The following is a 20,242-nucleotide window of genomic DNA, read 5'->3' as shown; positions in this document are numbered from 1 at the left end:
TGAGTCGGGTGCGGCCGCAACCTTGCTCGGGCTTGGAGCCGGCCGCGTCGGCGCGTGCCCTGCCCCGGGCCCGACGACGCCCGGCGCGCCCGGCAGGGCTCGCCCGGTCAGTGCGACTGCACGAGCCCGCGTCGGACCGCTCCCCGTGGAGCCCCGGCGTCAGACCCGTTCGAGCGGCCGGTGGGGGCCGGGTGGCAGCTCGACCTCGACCGGATCCTGGGGACGGACCAGGCCGCCCTGACGGACCACCGCCATGATGCCGGACTTGAAGGTGAAGTCCCCCGACACCGGGTCCAGGGCGAACATCTCTCCCAGCAGCCCGGGGCGGAAGTCGTTGATCTTCGCGCACGGATTGCGCAGGCCCGTCACTTCGACCACGGCCTCCGCTCCGAGGCGGAGCAACGTCCCGGTGGGGAGCCCCAGAAGGTCGACGCCGCGGGTGGTGATGTTCTCACCGAGCCGGCCCGCCGACACGTCGTACCCCTTGAGCGCGAGCTCGTCGAACAACTCCTCGTGCATGAGGTGCACCTGGCGCAGGTTCGGCAGGTCCGGCTCGTAGGTCATGCGGAACTGGTGGCGGATGGTCTTGCCCGCGTGGACGTCCCCTTCGATGCCCAGCCCGGCGATCAACCTGACGGACATACGGTTGGGTTTGCTGAACGAGTACGTTTCATTGCTGCTCACCGCCGTCACCCGGCCGGTCATCCTGGCCCCCGTACTCCGTATGTGTGTCGGGCCGATCATAGGGGCGCGACGTCGGACCTCCACAGGGGCCGGAAACGTGCTGCCGTGTGCTGGTCCGTCTCGGCCGTGGCCTTGCTCGGCTGCCGCTTCCGCTTCCGCTTCGGCAGGTCGCCGACCGGCCCGTGCTTCTCGCCGAACGCGACCGTGTATGCGTACGCGATGTTGTGCGCGAGGGGAATCGAACGGGGCTACGAGCCGCCGCTGAGCGTGCCGCGGATGGCCGTGTCCCTCGCTGCCGCCGTGGCCCTGCTGTGCCGCCACCGTTCCGGCCGAGCCTCCGCCTTGTCCGGCGCCCGACCTTCCGCAACCGCTGCGCCGGTCACCGCTGCCGTGCCGTCGTGATGCCGGCAATCCGGCGTCGTTCGCGAGGCGTGGCTTCCTCATCCCCGACGTGGCGTCTCCGATGCCGACCCTGGCTAGCCTCCCGGTTCACCAGGTGAACCCATCCCGCGGGCGACGGCACCCTGCCCACGGGATGACCCGATCCTCGCCAGGCCGGAGGAGGAGGACGCACAACCGCTGCCTGACATGCGACATGGCTTCCAGGGAGCCTGGAGGCACGGCCTATTCTGAGCGGCATGAGCGATCTTGAAATACGCCCGGCCGCCGAGGACGACCTCCCGTCCATCGTCGCGATGCTCGCCGACGATGCCCTGGGCGCACAGCGCGAATCCCCCGACGACCTCGCCCCCTACCTCGCCGCCTTCGAGCGCCTGGCGAACGATCCGAACCAGCACGTGGTCGTGGCCGTTCGCGGGGGCAAGGTGGTCGGCACCCTCCAGCTGACGATCGTTCCGGGACTTTCCCGCCGGGGTACCACCCGCTCGATCATCGAGGGGGTCCGCGTGCACGCCGACGAGCGCGGCAGCGGCCTGGGAACGCAGTTCATCGAGTGGGCCGTCGAGGAGTCCCGCCGCCAGGGCTGCCGGCTTGTTCAGCTGACCTCCGACGTCACACGCACCGACGCCCACCGCTTCTACGAGCGGCTCGGCTTCGAGGCCTCCCACGTGGGCTTCAAGAAGACGCTCTGATCGAGGACGGGGACTCCGTCGCTCTGTTCTGCCGGAGCATGGGGCGAGTGCCAGGCGAGTTGCCCAGCCGACTCGTGCGGTCCGCGCAGGGCCGGCTGGACAGGCGTCCTACAGCATGCTGAGTGCCCGCATCGCATCACGTTCGATACGCGAGAGCTCATGGAGGACGGAGCCGGCCTCCACGAGGTGCTTCACGTCACCGGATTCGCCTGCTGCCGTGATGAGAGCGGCCACTTCTGTCCAGAGCGTGGCCGCCTCGGCATACAGGCTGTGGCCGGTGCGCAGATGACTGCTGTCGATCAGCTGGGCGCACTCGGCGAGGAAGTCCCGGTACAGATTGCGGAACAGGGCGCCGCCGGTGCCGGCCTTCTCCATGAGGACGGCGGCGCGGGGCAGGTCCTCGTGCGGGTTGTCGCTGCGCTGCAGCCATTTCCGCACTTGTTCCCCGGTCCGCTCGATGCCCCGGTGACCCAGGTTCGCGATGGGCGGGTTGAGGAAGGCGTCGGCGCAGGATGTGATCGCGGGGACGATCCGGTCTGTCGGTGGCGTCAGACCGGTGGGCGCTGTGACGGTGAAAGAGCGGTGCTTGGCGGTCATGGGGCCGCGCTCGGCTCTGGCCCTGGCCAGGCTGGCCAGGCTGGTCGAGACGGCTCCGCCCTGTGGGGCGGTGTCCACCAGATGGGCGTCCTGTTCGTCGTAGCCGTACATGGCCACGATGTGACCGCCGAAGTGCACCTTGGTGCTGAAGTAGTCCAGGTGGTAGCTGTCGAGTTGCAGGCCGACCGGCCGTCCGGCATCGACGGGTGCCGCCACGTTCTGCCACGCCTTGCGCGGGGAGGTGGTCTCCTTGACCACAAGCCCCAGTCCGAGTGCGGCGGCCAGGTTTTTGGTGAGCTCGAACGGCTTGACCCGGCCTCCCAGGAAGGGAAAGCCCATGGTCTTGCTGTCCCAGTAGATGAAGGACAGCCCGGAGCCGAGTCCGAAGAGCATGGGTTCGGACAGGTCGAGTCCCTCGTGCCGCAGCAGCACGCCCAATGCCGTCGTCTCACAGTGCTGCATACCGCGGACGTCGATGTCTTCCACTATGGCCATGCCGCTCATTCTGCTCCGTCGTCCTGGTCCGTCCGCTGCCGCCCCGCGGATGCCCGCGCCGGAGCACCGTTGCCGACTCTTCGCCGTACCGCTGCCGAGGTCGTCCGGCCGCCGCCGTCCTCCTGTCCTCAGCCCGGGCCGCGTGCCGCCCGCTGAAGGTGACCCGTGTTTGCTACCGCCGCTCTGTGCGGACCGCCTGCTGTGTTGCTGGCAGCCCTGCTGCTGTCTGTCCGACGTGCGCACGGGCGCCGCGCGCCGTCCGTTGCCAGGGGCGTCGCCGGTCCGCGTCTCACCGCTGCCACAGCAGCGTCGGACCGGGGCGTGGGCAGCGGCGCGCCGGGGGGTGTGACCGCACGGAGGCGAAGCAGTCCGGGAAGCGCTGGCGATGCCGGCCGTTACGCGGGGGTTCTCACTGCTCCGGTCGAGCGGGTTCGAGGGGGCAAGGGCGGCGGTGCGGGCCGGATGACGGGGGCCGAGGGCGGCGGCGTGGCCGGTTCCGCCGGGTGCGGGATGGGTGATCCGCGTCCAGCCGGCCCGTTGGTAGAAGGCCATGGCCGGTCGCGTGCTCTCGCGCACCGTGGTCGGAGCACATGATCGGAGGACGGCCACCCCGCGTCCGGTGCATCCCCGGGTGAGCGACTCGGTTCGAGACGCTATGCATCGGTCCACCCGGCAGTGTTGGAGTAGGACGCGTAGCTGTATCGGGTGCTGCGGTCCCATGCGTCGCCGGTGAGGCGCTTGTATGCGCTGTCGGGTACGTAGAGCAGTGCCTCGGCCCAGATGAGGGCGTTGGCGTATGGCATGAACCGCTGTGGGTCGCGAAGTACGCTCTCGTACTCCTCACGGCCGGCTGCGACGACCGCCGCTCGGGTGTAGAGAAACTGATCGCTCGACAGGCCATCTCCGTACTCCTTGCGGTCAAGCCTGTACAGGGCCCAGGAGAGTTGTTCGGCGAAGCCGACCACGTCGGATACGGGGCCGTGCGCCATGCGGGCTGTCAGGGCGGCAGCGAGCTCCTCGCCCTCGGGGTCGGGGAGGGACGGGCTGCACGCGTCGATGAGCTGCCAGAATGCGTTCTCGTTCATGTCGGGGAGCATGCTTGATGGGTGTGACAAGCCGGGGTGCGAGGTGCTTGCCCTGGCTGGCCGCCGGCAACCGATGAGGGCTGCGGCTGAGGGACCAGGGTGAGGAAGGGGTCGGCCTTGCGACAGAGGTGCCGCCCTGCACCTCCTGGAGATCGCGGAGTTCATCCACCGCTCGGTCGACAAGGCGCGTCACCGATGCGGGAGTTGATATCGATTGCGTGAACTTCCTGTCCCGGCCCTGTCCGGGGCAGGAAGACCCGTGGCCGGGTCGCCGCCCTCGTGTCACTGTGGAGACGGGACGGGTACCACGGGGGAGGTACAGCATGACGGGGGCGCGCGTAGAGGAGTTGCGTGGGGACGATCCACGTCAGCTCGGTCGCTACCGGCTGCTCGGTCGGCTCGGTTCGGGCGGCATGGGCCGTGTCTATCTCGGCCGCACACGCGAGGGACGGCTCGTCGCCGTGAAGACACTGCTCGCCGAGGGAGTCGTCGAGGAGACCGACCGCCGTCGCTTCGCGCGCGAGGTCGCGCTCGCCCAGCGGGTGACCAGCGTCCACACGGCTCAGGTGCTGGACGCGGACGCCACCACCGACCGGCCCTGGATGGCGATCGAGTACATCGCCGCTCCCTCGCTGGCGGAGCTGGTGCGCGCGAAGGGCGTGCTGCAGGCCTCGGCCGTACGGTGGGTCGCTGCCGGGACAGCGGAAGCGCTGGTCACCCTGCACCGGATGGGCATCGTCCACCGGGACGTGAAGCCGCAGAACGTCCTGCTGCCGCTGGACGGGCCACGCCTGATCGACTTCGGCATCTCGCACGCCAGCGACCTCACCCGGACCCAGCTGACGCTGGGGACCATAGCGTTCACCTCGCCGGAGCAGGCGAGGGGCGAGGAGTCGACGGCGGCGGCGGCGGACGTCTACTCGCTCGGTGCGACCCTCTTCCACCTCGCCGTGGGCCGGCCGCCTTACCCGGCGGACGGGGACACGCTGCGGCTGCTTTCCCGCGTCCAGCGCGGCGACCTGGACCTGGGTGGGCTGCCGAAGGAGCTGATCCCGCTGATCCGTCCGTGCCTGGCGACGGAACCGGCCGCGAGGCCCGAACCGGCCGAGGTCCTGGAGCAGTTCACCGCCTCGCTCGACGGCCTGCCGCACTCCCCGAGCGGCAGCCGCTGGTTGCCGCCGCGGTGGACGGAGCTGATCAGGGCGTACGAGAGCCAGGGGCGCCGCTTCCAGGAAACGGGGGAGGCCGAGGGGCCGACCCTGGACCGGAGGACGAGCCCGCTCCCGCCGCCGGACCCGACCCGGCTGCTCCCGGAGGAGCTGGCACGGCGCGCAGAACGGGCGCGGGCTGCGCAGGCCGCCATGGCCGCGGCCCTCGCCGCCCACGAGGAGCAGCTCAGGCGCGCCCGCGCCTCCAGGACACCGCCTGCGGCCTCCTCGACCAGTACGCCGTCGCCACCGCGCTCAGCACTGGCACCAGCGGCGGCGGCACCGACGGCGGGGAAAAGCGGCGGCGGATGGTTCGGATTCATCCTGCTCGCGGTCGTGGCGTTCTTCGTCTACCAGGTGAATACCGACAATTCCGGCTCGACGGGCAGCGGTTCGTCCTCGCCGCGCTCCACCTACGGCTCGTCGTACGGCTCCGGCTCCATCTCTGGGCATACCCCCGCGCCGACCCCTGCACCGGATGCCGTGGACCTGGCGTTCCGCTCGGTCGACAGCGGCGACTGTCTCACCGCGTACGACGACGGCTATGAATCGTGGTCGACGCGGACCCCACAGACGGTCCCCTGCTCCGCCGCCAACGCCTATCTGCGCGTGAGCTCGGCGAGGGAGGGAATCCACTTCGCCGACTGCCCCTCCGGCAACGGCCGCAGCTACTGGTACCACTCGGGCTCGCGCCATTCCTTCGCCACCACGCTCTGCGTGGAGCGCCAGTTCCGCAAGGGGCAGTGTTTCGTGGCCAAGCGCAGCGGCCACACGATCACCCCGTCGCGGACCCTGAATCTCTGGAACTGCGACGCGGCCAAGGTCCCCAGTGGTTTCAACACCGTGCTGCAGATCACCGGCTACCACAAAGCCCAGAAGTTCTATCCGGCCGGGTACTGCTCACGCAGCCGGGACGACCGGAACGTCTACTGGACCTACGAGGTCGACGGGGGAAGGAACGTGCTGTGTACGACGGCGGTCTGACCTGGCTCGTACCGCTCGTGGCGGCCGGGGCGACGCTGGTCGTGCTGGTGCGCAGACGGTCCCAGGGCGGTGCGCCGGCGGGGGCATCGGAGATGACCGACCCGCCCGATCCGCCCGACCCGACCGATCCCCTCGCCATGGCGCTGCTCGCCGGCGGTCCGGAACGCGTCGCGGACACGGTGCTCCTCCGGATGCACCGGGCCGGTCTCCTCGTGCTGGAAGGGAAGAAGGCCCGGGCGGGCGCAAGTGAGGCGTACGGCTCGGAACGCCTGCACCTTCTCGTACGGGAAACAACAGCCGGAGGGGAGACGAAAGCGCACCGTCTGCACGAGGCGCTGGTGACGTCCGGTCGCATGAATGTCCTGGATCAGGAACTCGTCGAGGAAGGGTTGTTGCGTCCGCTCCCGCCTCTGCGGGCGTGGCGGCGGGCCTGGCGATGGCACGTCGCGGTCCGCCTGATGTCCATTTTCCTCGGGCCGTTCGCCGCGCGCCGGGAAGAGCGGATCGGCGGCCTGGTTGAACGCCACCTCGCTGCTGGCGTTCGCGCTCCTGGCAGCGGGCCTCTTCCTTGCGCCCTTCGACCGGTTCTCGCCGGAGGGCCGGCTGACCCCGGCGGGCGCGGCGGCCCTGGCCCGGCTGCGGGAAGCCCACCGCCACCTGGACGGCTCCTCTTGGGCAAAGGCCCCGGCCTGCCCTCACGCCCAGGCCCACACCGACCGGGAAGTGGTCGGCGTAGCCCTCTTCGGGACGCGCACCATCCATGACAAGAGCCTGCGCCGAGCGATCCGCAAGGCGAGCGAGCGCCCGTCGTCCGGAGGGGGCGGCTGCGGCGACGGAGGAGGGTGCGGCGGCTGCGGCGGGTGAGGGCACACCGGCAAGGATTCAGACAGCGGGACTGAGGGCGGCCGCGCCGGCCAAGCCGACCAGGGCGTGCGGTGTTCGGCGGCTGCTCCCCGCCGGCAGGTGGCCTATGGTGTCCCGTCGGCAGCTCGGCGGAACCGCTCGAACTCCGAATCGCCTGGCGGCAGCAGGCCGGCCCGCACCATTGCCGTGCCCAGTTCCAGCTCGCGTTCCCCGTCAGCGCATTCCAGGCCGCACTGGACGATCTGTGCGACCATTTCGGTGGTCCCGGCCAGGAAGATCGACCCGCTGTCCGACTGGTAGAACCAGGCCTCGTAGAGGGGCGACCCGTCGGCCACAACGTCCCACAGCTCGCAGAAGTTCAGCACGGACTCGTCGTCGGGATCCGAGGAGAGCCGACGGTCGGCCGGGAGCTGTTCGTCGTCGTAAGCGGCACCGCAGAGTGCGATCTGCTCCCTCTGGATGGAATTGAGCTGCGCCACCGAAGTGATCCGTCGCCTGTTGGTGAAGTCGGCCATGTGGGAAAGCTAGCAGGACCGTACTGTCCGGCGCCCCGCCCCCTTGTGCGGCCTCCTGGAGGCTGCTGAACGGGCCAGACTGCTCAGCCACTCCGCCTGCCCCACTGCTGCGCTGCTGGCACCGTCCCACGATCCCTGCGGTGCGGAAGCGCACTGATGGCCGTCGGCAGCGGGCACCGTCGATCGGTCGTGGGCCCGCCGCCCCCGGCCGTCCGGCCGTTCATCCGTCGCTGCGTGGAGCTACTGGCCAGTCCCCAGCGCGCGGGCACGCAGATCATGGGTAGGAACGGCGCTTCACTCGGCTGACGTGTCGAGCGGCTGCGGACGTGTCGGCCTCGGTGGAGCGATGTCCTGGTCGGGAGCTCGGGTATGCGCTGCCCGGACCTGGCGAGGTCTGGCGCCCGCGGGTGCCGGCAAGGGTCGTGATGGTGGAGGCGCCGACGACGGCGGCGATGCCCAGTCCCCACTGGGCCGGGCCGAGACGCTGTCCGAGGATGAGCAAGCCGAACACGGCGCCCGCCGCGGGCTCCAGGCTGGTGAGAACGCTGAAGACGCGGGGCGGGATACGGCGCAGGGCCTCCAGGTTGAGTGTGTAGGGCAGCGCACTGGACGCGACTGCCACGATGGCCGCGATGCCCAGCACGTCCGGGTCGAGCAGGGCACTGCCGGCGCGGGCGATGCCGTAGGGGGCGCTGAGCAGGGCTACCACGGCCAGGCCCTGGCCCCACTGAGTTGGGTGGCCATGCGGGAGGAGACGAGGATGTATCCGGTCCAGCAGCATGCTGTTCCGGCCGCCAGAACGAGGCCGGCCGGGGGAAGGGGCCGGTGCCGGTGTTGCTGAGCACGATGACGCCACCTGCCGCCAGGCACGCCGGCAGGAGATCGATCAAGCGGCGCGAGCCGACCAGGCGATGGTGAAGGGGCCGAGGAATTCGATGGTGGCGACGACGCCGAGCGGGATGTGGTCGACGGCTTCGAAGAAGGCGATGTGATGGCCGGCGAGGAGGGTCCCGGCGGCGGGTGCTCGCCCCGCGTACGACGTGGCAGGCGCGACGCCTGGCCGCCGACTTCGGCGAGGGTATGGACGCGAGGACCGCGTGGGTGATGGCCCGCCTCGCCCGCCATCCGGACGAGCACGATTACGCCATGGCCTACCTGGACGACGACCGCCGCACTGCGAACTGAGGACATTGCGGACTGTCCTGCGCTCCGTCAGCTCAGGTCCGGCCGGGAGTCAGGCGAAGGCCTCGCGGTTCGCCTCCGCGACCATCTCGCGGCGCCGGGGCAGCAAGGATGCGGCCCACTTGGGCCGTCGCGCCCGCGAGGGGGACCCGCCGAGCCCGTCGGGCGGCACTCCCGTGCGCCGCGCGAGCTCAGCCGCCGTGCTCTCCAGGAACAGGGGGCCGGGTGGCTGAATGTCCGTGAACCGGCGCCTGCCGCGCCGGGGGCGCCGGTACGGTCCGACCCAGAGCGGGCTGGCAGCACGGTGGGAGGGTGGATGCCGACGACGGTGGTGGGGTTCCGGCTGGGGAACGGCATGTATCAGATGACGGCGATCGTGACGCAGACCGGCCGACTGCACCTGGCGAGCGGTGCGTACGGACTGCCCGGGCACACCTCGAAGCCGAGGATGCCGATCGGCGAGCATCCCGTGCACGTTCGTGTCGGGGATCTGCGGGGGCCTGTGGGGGAAGTACCAGGGCCGTGGGTACGAGGAGGCCCTCGTCCCGCCGGCCTGTGTGCGTCTGGCGGTCACCGAGGCTCCGCTGGTCGAACGGGCGGGAACGATCCTGCGCCTGCGTGGACGCCGCGGGCCGCGGAGCTGCTGCGCCTGCTGCGCCGCGGGGCGCAGGTATCGGGCCCTCCCCGCGGGGTGATCGGGTACTCGGTCACGGCGAACGGGGTGCGCCTGCGCGCCGGGCAGGCGGGCGTCGTGCTGGAGCGTGACGAAGTCTCCGAGCTTCATGCCGCGCTGACGGCGTGGCTGTTGCTGAACCCGCCGGCGAGCGGTGCCACATCCGAAGAGGCTGAGGACGTCCGGGGCGGCCGTACGACTCCACCGTGAGCCTTCCCGAACCGGGACCGGGACTTGGCACAGCTCCACCGAGTTCATCTCGTCGACGAACTTGGAGCCCGCAGCGAGCTGGACCTGATCGCAGTGTGCCATTGACTCCGTCAGCCAGAGGGCCGCGCAAGAAAAGGGGGGAGCCACTGACCGGACCGAATCCGACCGACCGAGGCAGGAACGGATCGAAGATCCAGAAAGTATGACTAAGATCGGCTGCAGCACCGCGTGTCGGTCACCGGCTGGGTGAGGCATGGAGGTGCCGGGAGATGCCCTTGGAGGCATTCCTTGTCAGTCGAGCTGAATCACACGATCGTCCATGCCCGGGACAATCGGGAATCCGCTGAGTTCTTCGCGGGCCTGCTGGGCCTTGAGATCACCGCAGAGTGGGGCCCGTTCATCGCAGTCGACCTGAGCAACGGCGTCACGCTGGACTTCGCCACGATCCCCGCGGACAGGATCACCCCGCAGCACTACGCCTTTCTGATTTCCGAGGAGGAGTTCGACGCGGCGTACGCACAAATCGAGCAGCGCGGCATCGAGCATTACGCCGACCCGCAGCGGCAACGGCCCGGCGTGATCAACGACCACGACGGCGGGCGCGGCGTGTACTTCATGGACCCGGCAGGCCACGCCATGGAACTCATCACGGTGCCCTACGGAGGCTGGCCGTCGTAAGCAGGCGCACCAAGGGCCGCGCCCCCGGCACGGGACGCGGCCCTCAACGCCACCGGCACCAAAGGAAACGTCGTCTTAGTGTTCGACGTCTCCGAGACACGCCGGCGCATGGCAGGGAGCCCGGCCGACGCGGACGCTGGGGCCAAGCCGGGGAGAAATCCGTTGTCGCGCCGTCGCTGCGGACACATGCTTGACGGCGTGACCACTGCAGACGACTCCGCCGACACCACTGTCACCATGCGTGTCAGCGTTCGTGATCTGCTGCCCCGGGATCTGCCGGCGTGCACCTGGGCCGGCTCGGCCACCCACCTGCGCCACGTAGGGCGAGAGCTGGCGCGCGCTGCGATGGGCGAGATGGACTACCTGGCGGTATGTACTCCCGTGGACGTGCCGGTGGCGATCGGCGGCATCGACTACCAGGTCTCCGAAGAAGCCGGGACCCTGTGGCAGCTCGCCGTGCTGCCGGCGCTGCAGTCCTGCGGCTTGGGGACGCTGCTGGTCCGAGCTGCCGAACGGCGGATCCGGGACCGCGGGCTGAGCAGGGCCGAACTCGCTGTGGAGGAAGACAACGTCCGGGCGCGCGCCCTGTACGAGCGCCTGGGTTATGTCGCACACGGTCGCGAACCGGACGCCTGGGACGAGGAAGGGCCCGACGGGTCGATCCATCGTCACGAGACGATGTGCGTTCTCATGCGCAAGGGCCTCTGAGCCCCGCCCGGCGGCTCTTGCTCGACAGGCGCAGCCAGGGGGCCGCCCTTTGGCTGCGTCTCTCGGGCACCGGCCGCCGGCACCGCTGGCCACCGTCGGCCGGCCGCCGCTGTGCCGCGATGTCTCCGGACCTGCGTCATGACCCTGGGCCGGGACGTCGGCGCGGTCGGGTCCGCCGTACCGGTGCCGGCCAGTCGTCGAGTGGAGTCGCGTTGCTGCTGGTTCGCTGGGCCGGCCTGTGTGCCGGAGCGCCCGGGGCCGCGCCCGTTGCCCGCCGACCGCCGTCTGGTTGCCCTCCGGTCCGTCGTCCCGAGACAGGGCTGATGCACTGCCCCGCTGAACGGCTGTCAGGGGCCCGGTCTGCTGGCGTGCTGCTGCTCCGGGGCCGGCAGCGCGCCCGGCTGTCCGCGCCGCCGGGCGCCGTGCGTCACGTTCTTCAAGCCGTCGGTCGTCGTGCTCCAGGCCCGGCGGGGTGGGAGAAGGCCGGGGACCTCACCGGATCCGGTTACCGGCAAACCCCTCGCAGGTGTAGTCAAACTTGACTAGGGTTCGGCACGTGAACGAGAAGACGATTCCGATACTGCCGTGCCGCACCATTCAGCCCGTGGTCGACTTCTACAGCGCCCTCGGGTTCGATGTGACGTTCCAGCAGATGAGCCCCAACCCGTACGCGGCTGTCGAACGCGGCGGTATCCAGCTCCAGTTCTTCGGGATGAAGCACTATGATCCGGCCGAATCGTTCAGTACGTGCTACATCAGGACCGATGACGTCGATGGGCTGCACCAGGCCTTCCGGGCTGGACTCAAAGCAAGGTACGGGAGGGTTCCGGCCCGCGGCCTGCCTCGGATCGGGGCGCTGAGGGACGCGTCGCACGGCATGCGGCAGTTCCTCATGACCGATCCGGGCGGTAACTGCATCCGCATCGGTCAGCCGATCAGTAAGGACCTGCATCACCGGCCCGCGCCCAAGGAGACCTTCTCCCGGGCCCTGCACTACGCGTCACTGTTCGCGGACTCCAGGGATGACCCGGAGGCAGCCGCGAAGGTCCTCGACCAGGTACTGCGCCTCGAGGACAAGCGCCCCACCGATGTGCAGTTGCTGCGCCTCCTGGTGCTGCGTGCGGATGTCGCCGGGCGCCTCGGTGACGAAGAGACCGCAAGCTCCGTGCTCTCGGCGGCCGCCGCGATCCACCTCACAGGCGAGGAGCAGGACTCGGTCCGCGACGACCTCGCGCGTCTCGCGGAGCTGCAGGTCTAGCGCTTTCTCCCCAGCGCTCATCCCAGCCGTTCGTTGAGGGCGGCGATCGGTATCGTCGCCGATCAGTTCTCGCCGCCCCGGTCGTCGTGCCGCCTGGCGGGGCCGCCGCCGTGTCGCCGCCCCGCTGCCCGGCTGAAGCGGGCAGCCGGGCGGAACGGCGGGGGCGACGCCCTCGCCGGCCCGGTCAAGAGCACTGCCCGACGCATTCCGGCGCTTGCACCGGCCTCATCGACGGCCGTCCCGTCTCCCGTCTGCGCCCCGCTCCTCGATGGGCGCCCTACGGCCGTCAGTGCTCGCGCGGGCCCGAGGGGCGCGGCAGTCCGGCCCGTACCTGGAGGAAACTGCGCGAGCCTCGCACCAGACTGTCCAAAACCCCGTCGTGCTCCAACGCCGCGATGGACCGAGCTCAGGTGAGGCAGCCGAGGTTCCTCGACTGCACGTCAGACCGGGGCGGACGGATGAGGGCCTGACCGGTCCGGCGAGCTCCGTGTCAGGGCGCCGGCGCGGGCGGCGGCGAGCGTGATCCGCACGGCCTGGTCGGCGGTACCCTCGTCGATCGGGTCGGCGCTGACCAGCAATCGGAAGTAGATCGGCGCGGCCAGTGTTTTGAGCACCTCGACCGGATCGGTTTCCGCCGGAAGTTCGCCTCGTTCGATGGCGCGGGTGATGACGGGCTCGGCGCGCCGGAACCGGTCGGCGAAGACTTTCCGTCGGGCCTCGGCGATCTCCGGCAGCCGGCCTGCGTCGGAGTGCATCGCGGTCTGCACCGCCCTGCCCACCGGTCCTGTCATGGAGTGCGCAAGTGCCCGTGCCAGCGCTTGCAGGTCGGTCTCGACGGCTCCGGTGTCCGGGGCCGGGATGTCGGTCGCGAAGTGCTCGGCCAGCGCGTCCACGACCAGGCTCGCGCGATCCTTCCAGCGCCGGTAGACGGTTGTCTTGTGCACCCCGGCCCGCTGGGCCACGCCCTCGACGGTCAGCTCGGCGTATCCCCGGTCCAGCAACTCGGCGAGAGTGGCGGCGCGGACCGCCGCCTGCGCCTTGCGGCCGCGCCCGACCGGGCGGGCGGGACCGGAGAAATCCTCATCCATTGCAACTCCTAGTTGCGCTACGGGCCGATTGCGTGCCAGGGTCCAGCGTATCGCAACTAAAAGTTGCAATGAGGGTGCGTCCGGTCCAGTTGTGTACCGGACGCCTCACCCGATGACCTAAGAGGAAAGCCATGCCCAGCGCTTGCCGCTCCTGGACGCCTGATTCCATCCCCGACCAGACCGGCCGCCTGGCGGTGGTGACCGGAGCCAACAGCGGCATCGGCCAGATCACCGCAGAGACGCTCGCTCGCCGGGGCGCCCACGTCGTGATGGCCTGCCGCAGTCACCGGCGAGGCCAGGCCGCCCTGGAGCGGCTGCTCGCCCGGGCGCCCGGCGCCCGTGCCGAGGTGCGCCTCCTCGACCTGGCCGATTTTGCCTCCATACACGCGTTCGCCGACGACTGGGACCATGACCGGCTCGATCTGCTGGTCAACAACGCCGGCGTGGCGATGGTGCCGTTCGCCCGGACCGCCGATGGCTTCGAGTCGCAGTTCGGGATCAACCACCTGGGCACCTTCACCCTGACCGGGTTGATGCTGCCCCGTCTGCTCGCCTCGGCCGATCCACGGGTGGTCACCGTCAGCAGCGAAGGCCAGCGGTTCGCTCGCTTCGACCTGGACAACCTCAACGCCGAACGCCGCTATCGCGCGATGTTCACCTACCTGCAGTCCAAGCGTGCCAATCTCTACTTCGCCACCGAACTGCAACGCCGCGCCGACGCCGCCGGCCTGAGGCTGCGCAGCATGGCCGTCGCCCCCGGCCTCACTCGCACCAACGTGCTCACCGGCGGCGCCAACGGCAACCGCGGCCGCCTCTATGCGACATTGACCCGGCTGCTGGTCCGCGTCGCCTTCCGCCCGACCCCCGAAGGCGCCAAGACCTCCCTGTACGCCGCGACCGTCCCGGACCTGCCGGGTGGAGCGTACGTCGTGCCCGACGGGCCGCTGCAGCTGCGCGGCGAGCCCGTGATGCGCAACCAGGAGCGCGCCATCCGTGACGTCACCACCGCCCGTCGGCTGTGGGAGGTGTCCGAGAAGCTCACCGGCGTCCGCTTCCGGCTGCTCGACCATGGTGCATGCCCCTCCCACCCCGTGCCGGATGTGTGAGTCCGCCGCCCGCGACGGCCGCGCCCAGCTGACCAACCCCCGCCAGCTGGAAGCCGTCACGGAACTGCGTACCCTCGACGAGCACGCGGTCCAGGATCCCGCCCCCGCGATGCCGGAGCGCCGCTGAATCACCCCGTCGAGGCCGCCTGTCCACGCGCACGTATGTCCAGCACGGTGTCAGCCCGGTCGGATCGGTCTCAAACGCGCTGAAGCGGGGCAGCCGGAAAGGGAGCGTGCGATGCTTCGCGGACACGTGGTGGTGTTCGTGTGACAATCGCGTGAGATAGGGCGGGGGAGTACATGGAGCAAGCCGCGGGGGACGAAGGACGGAAGACAGGGGACAGCCTGTCGTTGTCGGCGTCTGCCGCCTACGACGGAGACACCTCCTGTATCGGGGCGGCCCGGCATCTGGCGACCGGATTCCTCACCGAGGTGCAGGCCGTGCACGGTCTGCCGGTTTCCGAGCGGGCGATGGGCATGACCCAGTTGGTGGTCAGCGAGCTGGTCACCAACGCGGTGAAGTACGCACCCGGTCCCGTCATGCTCGAACTGCAGATCGTCGCGGGCACGGTGAGGGTGTCGGTGTGGGACAGCGACCCGGCCTTGCCGGATGTCGCCGCCACCGATCCGCAGCGCGTGGGCCGCCACGGCCTGGAGATCACCCATGCTGTCAGCCAGGCCTACGAGGTGCGCCGGGAACCGGTCGGCAAACGCGTCACCGCGGTGATCGCGCTGGCCGACGATCCCGGTGGAGACATCGCCGGGCGCACCACACCCTGACCCCCCTCGCACGACGAGCGCTGGTCAAGCCATGCCGTGCGAGTGGCGTGGTGTCTCCCCTCATCGTGGCTCCGCCAGCCGCTCACGGTAAGCCCGTGGCTCCGGCAGTCACGGGTGTTGCGGAGCCACCTGTTCCAGGGTGATGACCAGGCGCTGGGCGCAAGCCACGGCCTTCTCCAGCCGGCCGGCCCGCTCATAGCCGGAGGTCGGCCTCAGCAGGGTGTTGAGGGTTGTCCGCATGGTGCGGCTCCAACGCGCCTTCGCGGATGGCAAGGGCCCGTTCGAGGTGCGGCAGTGCTCGCTGTGGATGGCCGTCCTCCAGATGGGCGATGGCCAGGTTGTGGCGGAACGCGAGATCGGGGTGGCGCGGGCCGGTGATTTCCGTGAGGCCGTGGATCGCGCGCTCGTAGCAGGCGATGGCACCGGCGAGGTCTCCGGCGTCATGCAGGAGGTGGGCGAGCTTGTCCGTCCAGATGAACACGCTCGGATCGTCCGGCCCGCTAAACTCCGCCTTGTCGGCGATGATTTCCTCGCAGAGCGCGATGGCCTCAGGGTTGCGCCCGGCCTGGTGGTATGCCCGGAACAGCCGTTCTTGCGTTCGCCGAGCATGACGTCGCCGGGGCGGAGCGTACGGCGTCCCGTCTCGACGACCTGCTCCCACATGGTGATCGCTTCGTCGGTCCGGTTGGCCGCCTCGTACGCCTCGGCCAGCCGGGAGCAGCAGAACTGGGTGCGTTCGTCGTCCGGTCCCGCGGCGCGCCGGTATCCGGCGACGGCCTCCTCCGGGAAGCCGATGGACTTCTCGGTCCACCCCGCGGACAGCGCCACGGAGCCTGCGCCTTCCCAGACGGACAGGGCGTCGAAGGAGTCCGCGCCGAGAGCACGGGATGCGTGGATGATGTTCTCCACATGCAGCGCCAGGGCGTGCTCGTGAGCCTGGGTGTCGCCGGGTCGCAGCCGCTCGGCAGCCAGGGCCAGGACGGTCAGCATCGTGGCCAGCCGGCTCCGCATCTCGATGGTGTCCTCGTGGGCCGGGCCGTGCTGGTGCTCCAGCTCGTCCAGCCGTTCGCGCAGCGATCGGCAGCTGTCGGGGAGCAGCCGCTGTGCTCCCGGCTCGGGACGCTCCAGGCCCAGATCGAGCAGGGCGTGTTCGCCGGTCCGCGGCGGTTGCTCCGCCTGTCGGCCGGCAGAGTCCGTTCGGTCCGGTCCGTCCGTCCCGCGACATTTGCGGAACCAATTCCTCGCCATCGGCTCACTCATCCTGTGCGTACGGATTCGGGCGTGCCCTCGCCAGCGTTGCTGCCAGGCTCATCAGTTCGCGGGTGCCGGCGGGCCCGCTCTGTGGCCGGCCAGCGCCGCTGCCTCGGCCGGGGTCAGCGAACTCACCGGCCGGGTCAGCAGCGCGGCCGGGTGGCCCAGGTCGTGCACCACGACCGGGCTCCCGTCTAAGGCGCCGCGCCGCCAGCGTCGTACTGCTCGCGGTGCACCACGTACCGGCCGTCCGCCGAAGCCGTCATCCGGCACGGCCGGCTGCCGGCCGCTGGCGCGAGCGGGCCGGGTAGCGCCATCGGGGCCAGCGTCACCGCGTCGTGGCACAGGGCCCGGCCCTTCTTCCCCGACCCGCCCACAGCGCCCCACGCGGGCAGCGCGAAGAGGCCCTGTCCGTCCGGCCCGTCCCCGCTCACGCACGGTCGGCACCAGCTCGCCGGACTCCACCTCGAAGCGGCCCCACCTTCCCCGCGGGCCGGCGACCACCAGCTCGTCGGGGGACAGGAAGACCGCCTCGCGCACCGGTCCCAGCGCTGCGGGCAGCGGGCGGCGCCCGGCGACCACCACCTTCTCCAGCCTGTCGTCAGTGATCACCAGCCGGCTCCCGACCCGAAGGCAGTCTCGCGCGGCGGCGTCCGCGGACAGGGCGCGACGCAGGGCGACGGTCTCCTCGAGGAGCGGGCCCGCCTCTTGGGAGCGCCCCAGGGCGATCAGCATGTCGGCCGCCCGCTCCAGTCTCCCGGCGAGGCTCTCCCGGTCCTCGGGCCGTACGCGTGGAGGTCCTCGACACGGTGGCTCCGGCCGTGCTGATCAACGCGACGAGCGGCGGAGCGGACTGGGCGGTCACCGCCGAAGGCGGGATCGGACTCGCTCAAGCCTCGGCCGGCCGCATCCGCCTGGTGCTCGTCTCCAGCGACGCCGTCTTCTCCGGCACGGGCCACGACTGGTACGACGAGTCCTGCCTTCCGGATCCGCTCACCCCGTACGGGGCCGCGAAGGCGGCCGCCGAGACCGCCGTACGTCTCCTGTGCCCCGACGCGGCCGTCGCCCGTACCTCGCTGATTATGGGCCGCTCCGGGCACGAGCAGCTGGTGCACGCGCTGGCCGCCGGCCCCTGGCAGGGCGCCTTGTTCACCGACGACATCCGCTGCCCCGTACACGTGGAGGACCCGGCCGCCGCTCTGTGGGAGATCACCCGATCCGACACCGTCGGCATCTTCCACCTTGCCGACCCAAAACTGGTGGACCGTGAGGCCGGCGGGAACGGAGATGGGATGGAAGGGGAAGTGATGGTGGGCTCGGACGGTGCGCAGGAGGCCGACCCGGTCAAGGACGGTCGGGGCGATCGGGAATCCGTCCTCAGGGAACATGAGCCCGGCGCCGCTGATACGGGCGCGGAGCGCGGACAGGGCGCGGCGGGCGTCGCCCGGAGACATCAGAGCGGGCAAGTCAGCCGGCTCGACGAACTCGATGCCGTCGATCTCACCCGGTGCGGGACGGATCGCCGCGATCTGGTGCTCCTGCCAGACGCCGCCGTCGAAGACGTGCAGGAGCTCGCGGGGGAATCTCATGACGGGGGGCGTTGTGCGGCCGGTGAAGGATACCCAGTCGACAGCCAGCCCGCGGGCGACGGGCGCCATGACGCCGAGCTCCTCCTCCTCGCGGGCAGCGCCCTGCGCGGGGGACTCGTCCTTGTCGACGGCGCCACCGGGCAGCAGACGGTGGGGACGGTAGGTCACGCGCTGGAACAGGACCTGACCGCGCTTGCTGGTGATCAGCACGGAGGTGCCAGCCCAAGGGCCGGCGAGGGGCCGCCCGGCCTGCGTCCGGACAGCCCCTCAGCGTGAACCGCGTCAGCCTTCTAGGCGTTGTTGTTGATCCACGGTGCGTCGCTGATGTCACTGGGAGTGCAGGAGGTGTTCAGAAGGTCGCGACGGCAGGTCTGGAAGCGAACCCTGCTGCCTTGGCCTTCGTAGTAGTTGGTGCTGGAGGACTCGTAGTAGTCCTTGTTGCACGCACCCCAGTTGGGGGCACCATGGTTGTTGCTGCACCAGCCGTGCCGGTACGGCTGCCAGACTGCGTTCGCGCCCCTGAGCCAGTTCTCCCAGTAGATGAAGGTCTGGTTTCCATCCGCGAGGGAATCCTGGATGCTCCACTTGTCGCCGTACCTGGTGAAGCAGCCTTTGGCGGTCCTGTCGTACGAAAGCGATTTGGGGTTCCAGACGAAGACTTCCGAGCAGGACTCACCCGCCGATTCATAGGAGAGCGTGGAGATCTGATCTTCGAACGGTTTCTCGAAGTCCGCGGCGAGGGCTTGGCCCTGCCCCGCTATGAGAACGGTGAAGATGACTGCAATCGCTGCGACTGCCGATCGGATGCGCATCTGTCTCCTCGGAGATCACGCGGACGGATGGAGAAGCTTCCGGTGGCTGCCAGGGAGTACCACAGTCCGCCTGGCGATGCCGTACCAGGCCGATGACATCACCTTGGTTTCGGCTTGGTTCCCCGTGGCGTCGAGCTTGCCGACATCGTCCGCGCCGGAGCAACAGTTTGCAATGTCCCGGACAGTCTGCACCTGTCCGACCTGGTCAGCAGCTCGTCCCGGACACTGTCCGGGACGCTGGGCGTGACGCGCAGGGCCTCGCGCGCATCGGTTGTGACAGAGTTCCTCAGCCCGTCCAGGGCTCGCGGCGACATCATCGGCCATCCCGAACTTCTCGTCGCCGAGCCGCTGGTGCGAACCGAGATCAAGATCGGGTACGCGCAAGCGTCGACTGGCAGGCAGAAGCTCGAAGAGCGGATCGACGCCCTCACCGCCGCCGGGTGCCGGAAGATGTTCTCCGACAAGACGTCCGTCTTCGAGCGTCAGCCAAAGCGGACTGGGGACTTCGCCGCCGCCATCCTCACCGCGCACGAGTTCGACCATCACGTGATCCAACGAGCTCCAGATCCAGTACAAGAACAAGGGAGTGGCTGGCCCCCCCCGCCTTGGGAATCGGCCTCGCGTCGGCGACGAAGGCCGCCGACACGGCACGGGAATGCACGACCGAGTACCCGCTCGCGACGTGGCTGGAGCAGCCGCAGCAGCAGCAGTCGGTCGGCGCACGATGGGCTCGGTGGCGGCCCACCGCGCATGCCGCGGCCGCGCGCCCCGGAGGACCGACTCGCGCCGGGTCCTCACCGAGCACGCGGTCCAGGTGCTTGAACGCTCCTGGAGAAACGCGACGTTCTTCAGCGGCAGGTCGGCCGGCTGGGGGAGAAGCTGCAGGCGGCACGGGAGCCACCGCACTGGCATCGGCATCCGCCGCCCTGATCTGGTCGCTCCACCCAGACTGGACCGCAGCACAGGTCCTGCGCGTCATGTTCGACACCGCCGGCCGAAGCGACAACTGGAAACCGGGCACGCGCAGCCGCTACCTCGGCTACGGCACCATCCGCCCCGGCGCACACATCAACCGAGGTCTCGGCAACCCCGGCCCCGCGGACCGCAACACCGCCGCTCCCAGGTACGCCCGGTCAACTTCGTTCCTCCTGCGCAGCCCAGTGCCACTCCATCAAAACCGGCACCGGCAGGGAAGGACAAGACGGCGGCCACCAGTGAGAGCCCCACACCGTCGACTCCGCTGATCACCGGTGCCGCTGCAGTCGCGTCCGTCATCACTGCTGGAGCGGTGGTCGCTGTCCTGAGGCGTCGATCGAGGTAGCTTCGCCAACACCGGAGGAGTACCGCCCCAGCAGCCCGGATCGGCGAGGTCAGGTTCGCCCTG

At 70.0% G+C, this 20,242-nt stretch carries 20 protein-coding genes and 4 pseudogenes; 14 read left to right on the top strand and 10 right to left on the bottom strand.

Annotated features, from left to right (window positions below):
• Positions 1–159: 159 nt before the first annotated feature.
• The gene (locus ACIA79_RS26335; protein ID WP_399430805.1) at positions 160–705 is read right to left on the bottom strand and encodes an MOSC domain-containing protein; all 546 of its coding nucleotides are present in this window, start codon (positions 703–705) and stop codon (positions 160–162) included.
• 617 nt (positions 706–1,322) lie between these two features.
• Here ACIA79_RS26335 and ACIA79_RS26330 point away from each other — a divergent pair.
• The gene (locus ACIA79_RS26330) at positions 1,323–1,775 is read left to right on the top strand and encodes a GNAT family N-acetyltransferase (RefSeq protein WP_399430804.1); all 453 of its coding nucleotides are present in this window, start codon (positions 1,323–1,325) and stop codon (positions 1,773–1,775) included.
• A 108-nt stretch (positions 1,776–1,883) separates the two neighbouring features.
• On the opposite strand, the gene ACIA79_RS26325 is transcribed toward ACIA79_RS26330, so the two are convergent.
• Entirely contained in the window at positions 1,884–2,867 is a 984-nt protein-coding gene (locus tag ACIA79_RS26325) for a BtrH N-terminal domain-containing protein (protein WP_399430803.1), read from the bottom strand.
• Between the two features lie 653 nt (positions 2,868–3,520).
• Complete coding sequence (locus ACIA79_RS26320; RefSeq protein ID WP_399430802.1) at positions 3,521–3,952, bottom strand: DUF4240 domain-containing protein; 432 nt, start codon at positions 3,950–3,952, stop codon at positions 3,521–3,523.
• A 323-nt stretch (positions 3,953–4,275) separates the two neighbouring features.
• Here ACIA79_RS26320 and ACIA79_RS26315 point away from each other — a divergent pair, with 323 nt between their 5' ends.
• From ACIA79_RS26315 to ACIA79_RS26305, 3 genes and pseudogenes are all read left to right on the top strand, one after another.
• A complete protein-coding gene (locus ACIA79_RS26315) occupies positions 4,276–6,144 on the top strand; it encodes a serine/threonine-protein kinase (RefSeq protein ID WP_399430801.1) in 1,869 nt (622 codons plus the stop codon).
• Positions 6,126–6,599, top strand: a pseudogene (locus ACIA79_RS26310) (TIGR04222 domain-containing membrane protein); the annotation flags it as partial. The gene ACIA79_RS26315 and the pseudogene ACIA79_RS26310, both read left to right, overlap by 19 nt.
• Before the next feature lie 61 nt (positions 6,600–6,660).
• Entirely contained in the window at positions 6,661–7,008 is a 348-nt protein-coding gene (locus ACIA79_RS26305) for a hypothetical protein (RefSeq protein WP_399430872.1), read from the top strand.
• A gap of 104 nt (positions 7,009–7,112) precedes the next feature.
• On the opposite strand, the gene ACIA79_RS26300 is transcribed toward ACIA79_RS26305, so the two are convergent.
• Together ACIA79_RS26300 and ACIA79_RS26295 are read right to left on the bottom strand one after the other, a co-directional pair.
• Positions 7,113–7,523, bottom strand: coding sequence for a hypothetical protein (locus ACIA79_RS26300; RefSeq protein ID WP_399430800.1), 411 nt, complete (start codon positions 7,521–7,523; stop codon positions 7,113–7,115).
• Positions 7,524–7,797: 274 nt separating this feature from the next.
• Positions 7,798–8,232, bottom strand: coding sequence for an EamA family transporter (locus tag ACIA79_RS26295; protein WP_399430799.1), 435 nt, complete (start codon positions 8,230–8,232; stop codon positions 7,798–7,800).
• A 311-nt stretch (positions 8,233–8,543) separates the two neighbouring features.
• Here ACIA79_RS26295 and ACIA79_RS26290 point away from each other — a divergent pair, with 311 nt between their 5' ends.
• The 5 genes and pseudogenes from ACIA79_RS26290 to ACIA79_RS26270 all read left to right on the top strand — a co-directional run bounded on the left by ACIA79_RS26290 (position 8,544) and on the right by ACIA79_RS26270 (position 12,232).
• The gene (locus tag ACIA79_RS26290; protein ID WP_399430798.1) at positions 8,544–8,708 is read left to right on the top strand and encodes a hypothetical protein; all 165 of its coding nucleotides are present in this window, start codon (positions 8,544–8,546) and stop codon (positions 8,706–8,708) included.
• Between the two features lie 910 nt (positions 8,709–9,618).
• Positions 9,619–9,779 (top strand): annotated as a pseudogene (locus ACIA79_RS26285) (IS5/IS1182 family transposase); the annotation flags it as partial.
• 97 nt (positions 9,780–9,876) lie between these two features.
• Positions 9,877–10,266, top strand: a complete 390-nt coding sequence (locus tag ACIA79_RS26280; RefSeq protein WP_399430797.1) for a VOC family protein — start codon at positions 9,877–9,879, stop codon at positions 10,264–10,266.
• A 186-nt stretch (positions 10,267–10,452) separates the two neighbouring features.
• Positions 10,453–10,974 carry a GNAT family N-acetyltransferase gene (locus tag ACIA79_RS26275; protein ID WP_399430863.1) on the top strand — a complete coding sequence of 174 codons (522 nt, stop codon included), beginning with the start codon at positions 10,453–10,455 and terminating at the stop codon, positions 10,972–10,974.
• Between the two features lie 556 nt (positions 10,975–11,530).
• Positions 11,531–12,232, top strand: coding sequence for a bleomycin resistance protein (locus ACIA79_RS26270; protein WP_399430796.1), 702 nt, complete (start codon positions 11,531–11,533; stop codon positions 12,230–12,232).
• Between the two features lie 440 nt (positions 12,233–12,672).
• Here the strand turns inward: ACIA79_RS26270 and ACIA79_RS26265 are convergent, their stop codons facing one another.
• Entirely contained in the window at positions 12,673–13,320 is a 648-nt protein-coding gene (locus ACIA79_RS26265) for a TetR/AcrR family transcriptional regulator (RefSeq protein WP_399430795.1), read from the bottom strand.
• 131 nt (positions 13,321–13,451) lie between these two features.
• Between ACIA79_RS26265 and ACIA79_RS26260 the strand changes: the two genes are divergently transcribed.
• From ACIA79_RS26260 to ACIA79_RS26250, 3 genes are all read left to right on the top strand, one after another.
• The gene (locus tag ACIA79_RS26260; RefSeq protein WP_399430794.1) at positions 13,452–14,426 is read left to right on the top strand and encodes an oxidoreductase; all 975 of its coding nucleotides are present in this window, start codon (positions 13,452–13,454) and stop codon (positions 14,424–14,426) included.
• Complete coding sequence (locus ACIA79_RS26255; RefSeq protein WP_399430793.1) at positions 14,419–14,553, top strand: hypothetical protein; 135 nt, start codon at positions 14,419–14,421, stop codon at positions 14,551–14,553. The genes ACIA79_RS26260 and ACIA79_RS26255 overlap by 8 nt, the downstream gene beginning before the upstream one ends.
• A gap of 173 nt (positions 14,554–14,726) precedes the next feature.
• The gene (locus ACIA79_RS26250; protein ID WP_399430792.1) at positions 14,727–15,206 is read left to right on the top strand and encodes an ATP-binding protein; all 480 of its coding nucleotides are present in this window, start codon (positions 14,727–14,729) and stop codon (positions 15,204–15,206) included.
• Positions 15,207–15,399: 193 nt separating this feature from the next.
• Here ACIA79_RS26250 and ACIA79_RS26245 read toward each other — a convergent pair whose 3' ends face one another.
• On the bottom strand, positions 15,400–16,431 hold the full coding sequence (locus tag ACIA79_RS26245; protein WP_399430791.1) for a tetratricopeptide repeat protein: 1,032 nt from the start codon (positions 16,429–16,431) through the stop codon (positions 15,400–15,402).
• Between the two features lie 817 nt (positions 16,432–17,248).
• Here ACIA79_RS26245 and ACIA79_RS26240 point away from each other — a divergent pair.
• Positions 17,249–17,644 (top strand): annotated as a pseudogene (locus tag ACIA79_RS26240) (sugar nucleotide-binding protein); the annotation flags it as partial.
• A gap of 312 nt (positions 17,645–17,956) precedes the next feature.
• On the opposite strand, the pseudogene ACIA79_RS26235 reads toward ACIA79_RS26240, so the two are convergent.
• The 3 genes and pseudogenes from ACIA79_RS26235 to ACIA79_RS26225 all read right to left on the bottom strand — a co-directional run.
• Positions 17,957–18,214: pseudogene (locus ACIA79_RS26235) on the bottom strand (NUDIX domain-containing protein); the annotation flags it as partial.
• 122 nt (positions 18,215–18,336) lie between these two features.
• Complete coding sequence (locus ACIA79_RS26230) at positions 18,337–18,858, bottom strand: hypothetical protein (RefSeq protein WP_399430790.1); 522 nt, start codon at positions 18,856–18,858, stop codon at positions 18,337–18,339.
• 15 nt (positions 18,859–18,873) lie between these two features.
• Positions 18,874–19,401 (bottom strand): hypothetical protein, encoded by a 528-nt coding sequence (locus tag ACIA79_RS26225; RefSeq protein ID WP_399430871.1) that lies wholly within the window; start codon positions 19,399–19,401, stop codon positions 18,874–18,876.
• On the opposite strand from ACIA79_RS26225, the gene ACIA79_RS26220 reads away from it, so the two are divergent.
• On the top strand, positions 19,299–20,102 hold the full coding sequence (locus ACIA79_RS26220) for a S8 family serine peptidase (RefSeq protein WP_399430789.1): 804 nt from the start codon (positions 19,299–19,301) through the stop codon (positions 20,100–20,102). The genes ACIA79_RS26225 and ACIA79_RS26220 overlap by 103 nt on opposite strands.
• The last annotated feature ends 140 nt before the right edge of the window (positions 20,103–20,242 follow it).

The organism is Streptomyces sp. NPDC051310, assembly GCF_044455245.1.
GTDB lineage: Bacteria > Actinomycetota > Actinomycetes > Streptomycetales > Streptomycetaceae > Streptomyces.
Note: the sequence above shows the minus strand (reverse complement) of the source record. Positions and strands in the feature narration are given on the sequence as shown.

What these genes read in the sequence shown, in the direction of transcription:
- ACIA79_RS26335 (WP_399430805.1), bottom strand. Translation starts at nt 705, where the DNA reads ATGACCGGCCGGGTGACGGCGGTGAGCAGCAATGAAACGTACTCGTTC.
- ACIA79_RS26330 (WP_399430804.1), top strand. Translation starts at nt 1,323, where the DNA reads ATGAGCGATCTTGAAATACGCCCGGCCGCCGAGGACGACCTCCCGTCC.
- ACIA79_RS26325 (WP_399430803.1), bottom strand. Translation starts at nt 2,867, where the DNA reads ATGGCCATAGTGGAAGACATCGACGTCCGCGGTATGCAGCACTGTGAG.
- ACIA79_RS26320 (WP_399430802.1), bottom strand. Translation starts at nt 3,952, where the DNA reads ATGAACGAGAACGCATTCTGGCAGCTCATCGACGCGTGCAGCCCGTCC.
- ACIA79_RS26315 (WP_399430801.1), top strand. Translation starts at nt 4,276, where the DNA reads ATGACGGGGGCGCGCGTAGAGGAGTTGCGTGGGGACGATCCACGTCAG.
- ACIA79_RS26300 (WP_399430800.1), bottom strand. Translation starts at nt 7,523, where the DNA reads ATGGCCGACTTCACCAACAGGCGACGGATCACTTCGGTGGCGCAGCTC.
- ACIA79_RS26275 (WP_399430863.1), top strand. Translation starts at nt 10,453, where the DNA reads ATGCTTGACGGCGTGACCACTGCAGACGACTCCGCCGACACCACTGTC.
- ACIA79_RS26265 (WP_399430795.1), bottom strand. Translation starts at nt 13,320, where the DNA reads ATGGATGAGGATTTCTCCGGTCCCGCCCGCCCGGTCGGGCGCGGCCGC.
- ACIA79_RS26260 (WP_399430794.1), top strand. Translation starts at nt 13,452, where the DNA reads ATGCCCAGCGCTTGCCGCTCCTGGACGCCTGATTCCATCCCCGACCAG.
- ACIA79_RS26255 (WP_399430793.1), top strand. Translation starts at nt 14,419, where the DNA reads ATGTGTGAGTCCGCCGCCCGCGACGGCCGCGCCCAGCTGACCAACCCC.
- ACIA79_RS26250 (WP_399430792.1), top strand. Translation starts at nt 14,727, where the DNA reads ATGGAGCAAGCCGCGGGGGACGAAGGACGGAAGACAGGGGACAGCCTG.
- ACIA79_RS26245 (WP_399430791.1), bottom strand. Translation starts at nt 16,431, where the DNA reads ATGTCGCGGGACGGACGGACCGGACCGAACGGACTCTGCCGGCCGACA.
- ACIA79_RS26230 (WP_399430790.1), bottom strand. Translation starts at nt 18,858, where the DNA reads ATGCGCATCCGATCGGCAGTCGCAGCGATTGCAGTCATCTTCACCGTT.
- ACIA79_RS26225 (WP_399430871.1), bottom strand. Translation starts at nt 19,401, where the DNA reads ATGGTCGAACTCGTGCGCGGTGAGGATGGCGGCGGCGAAGTCCCCAGT.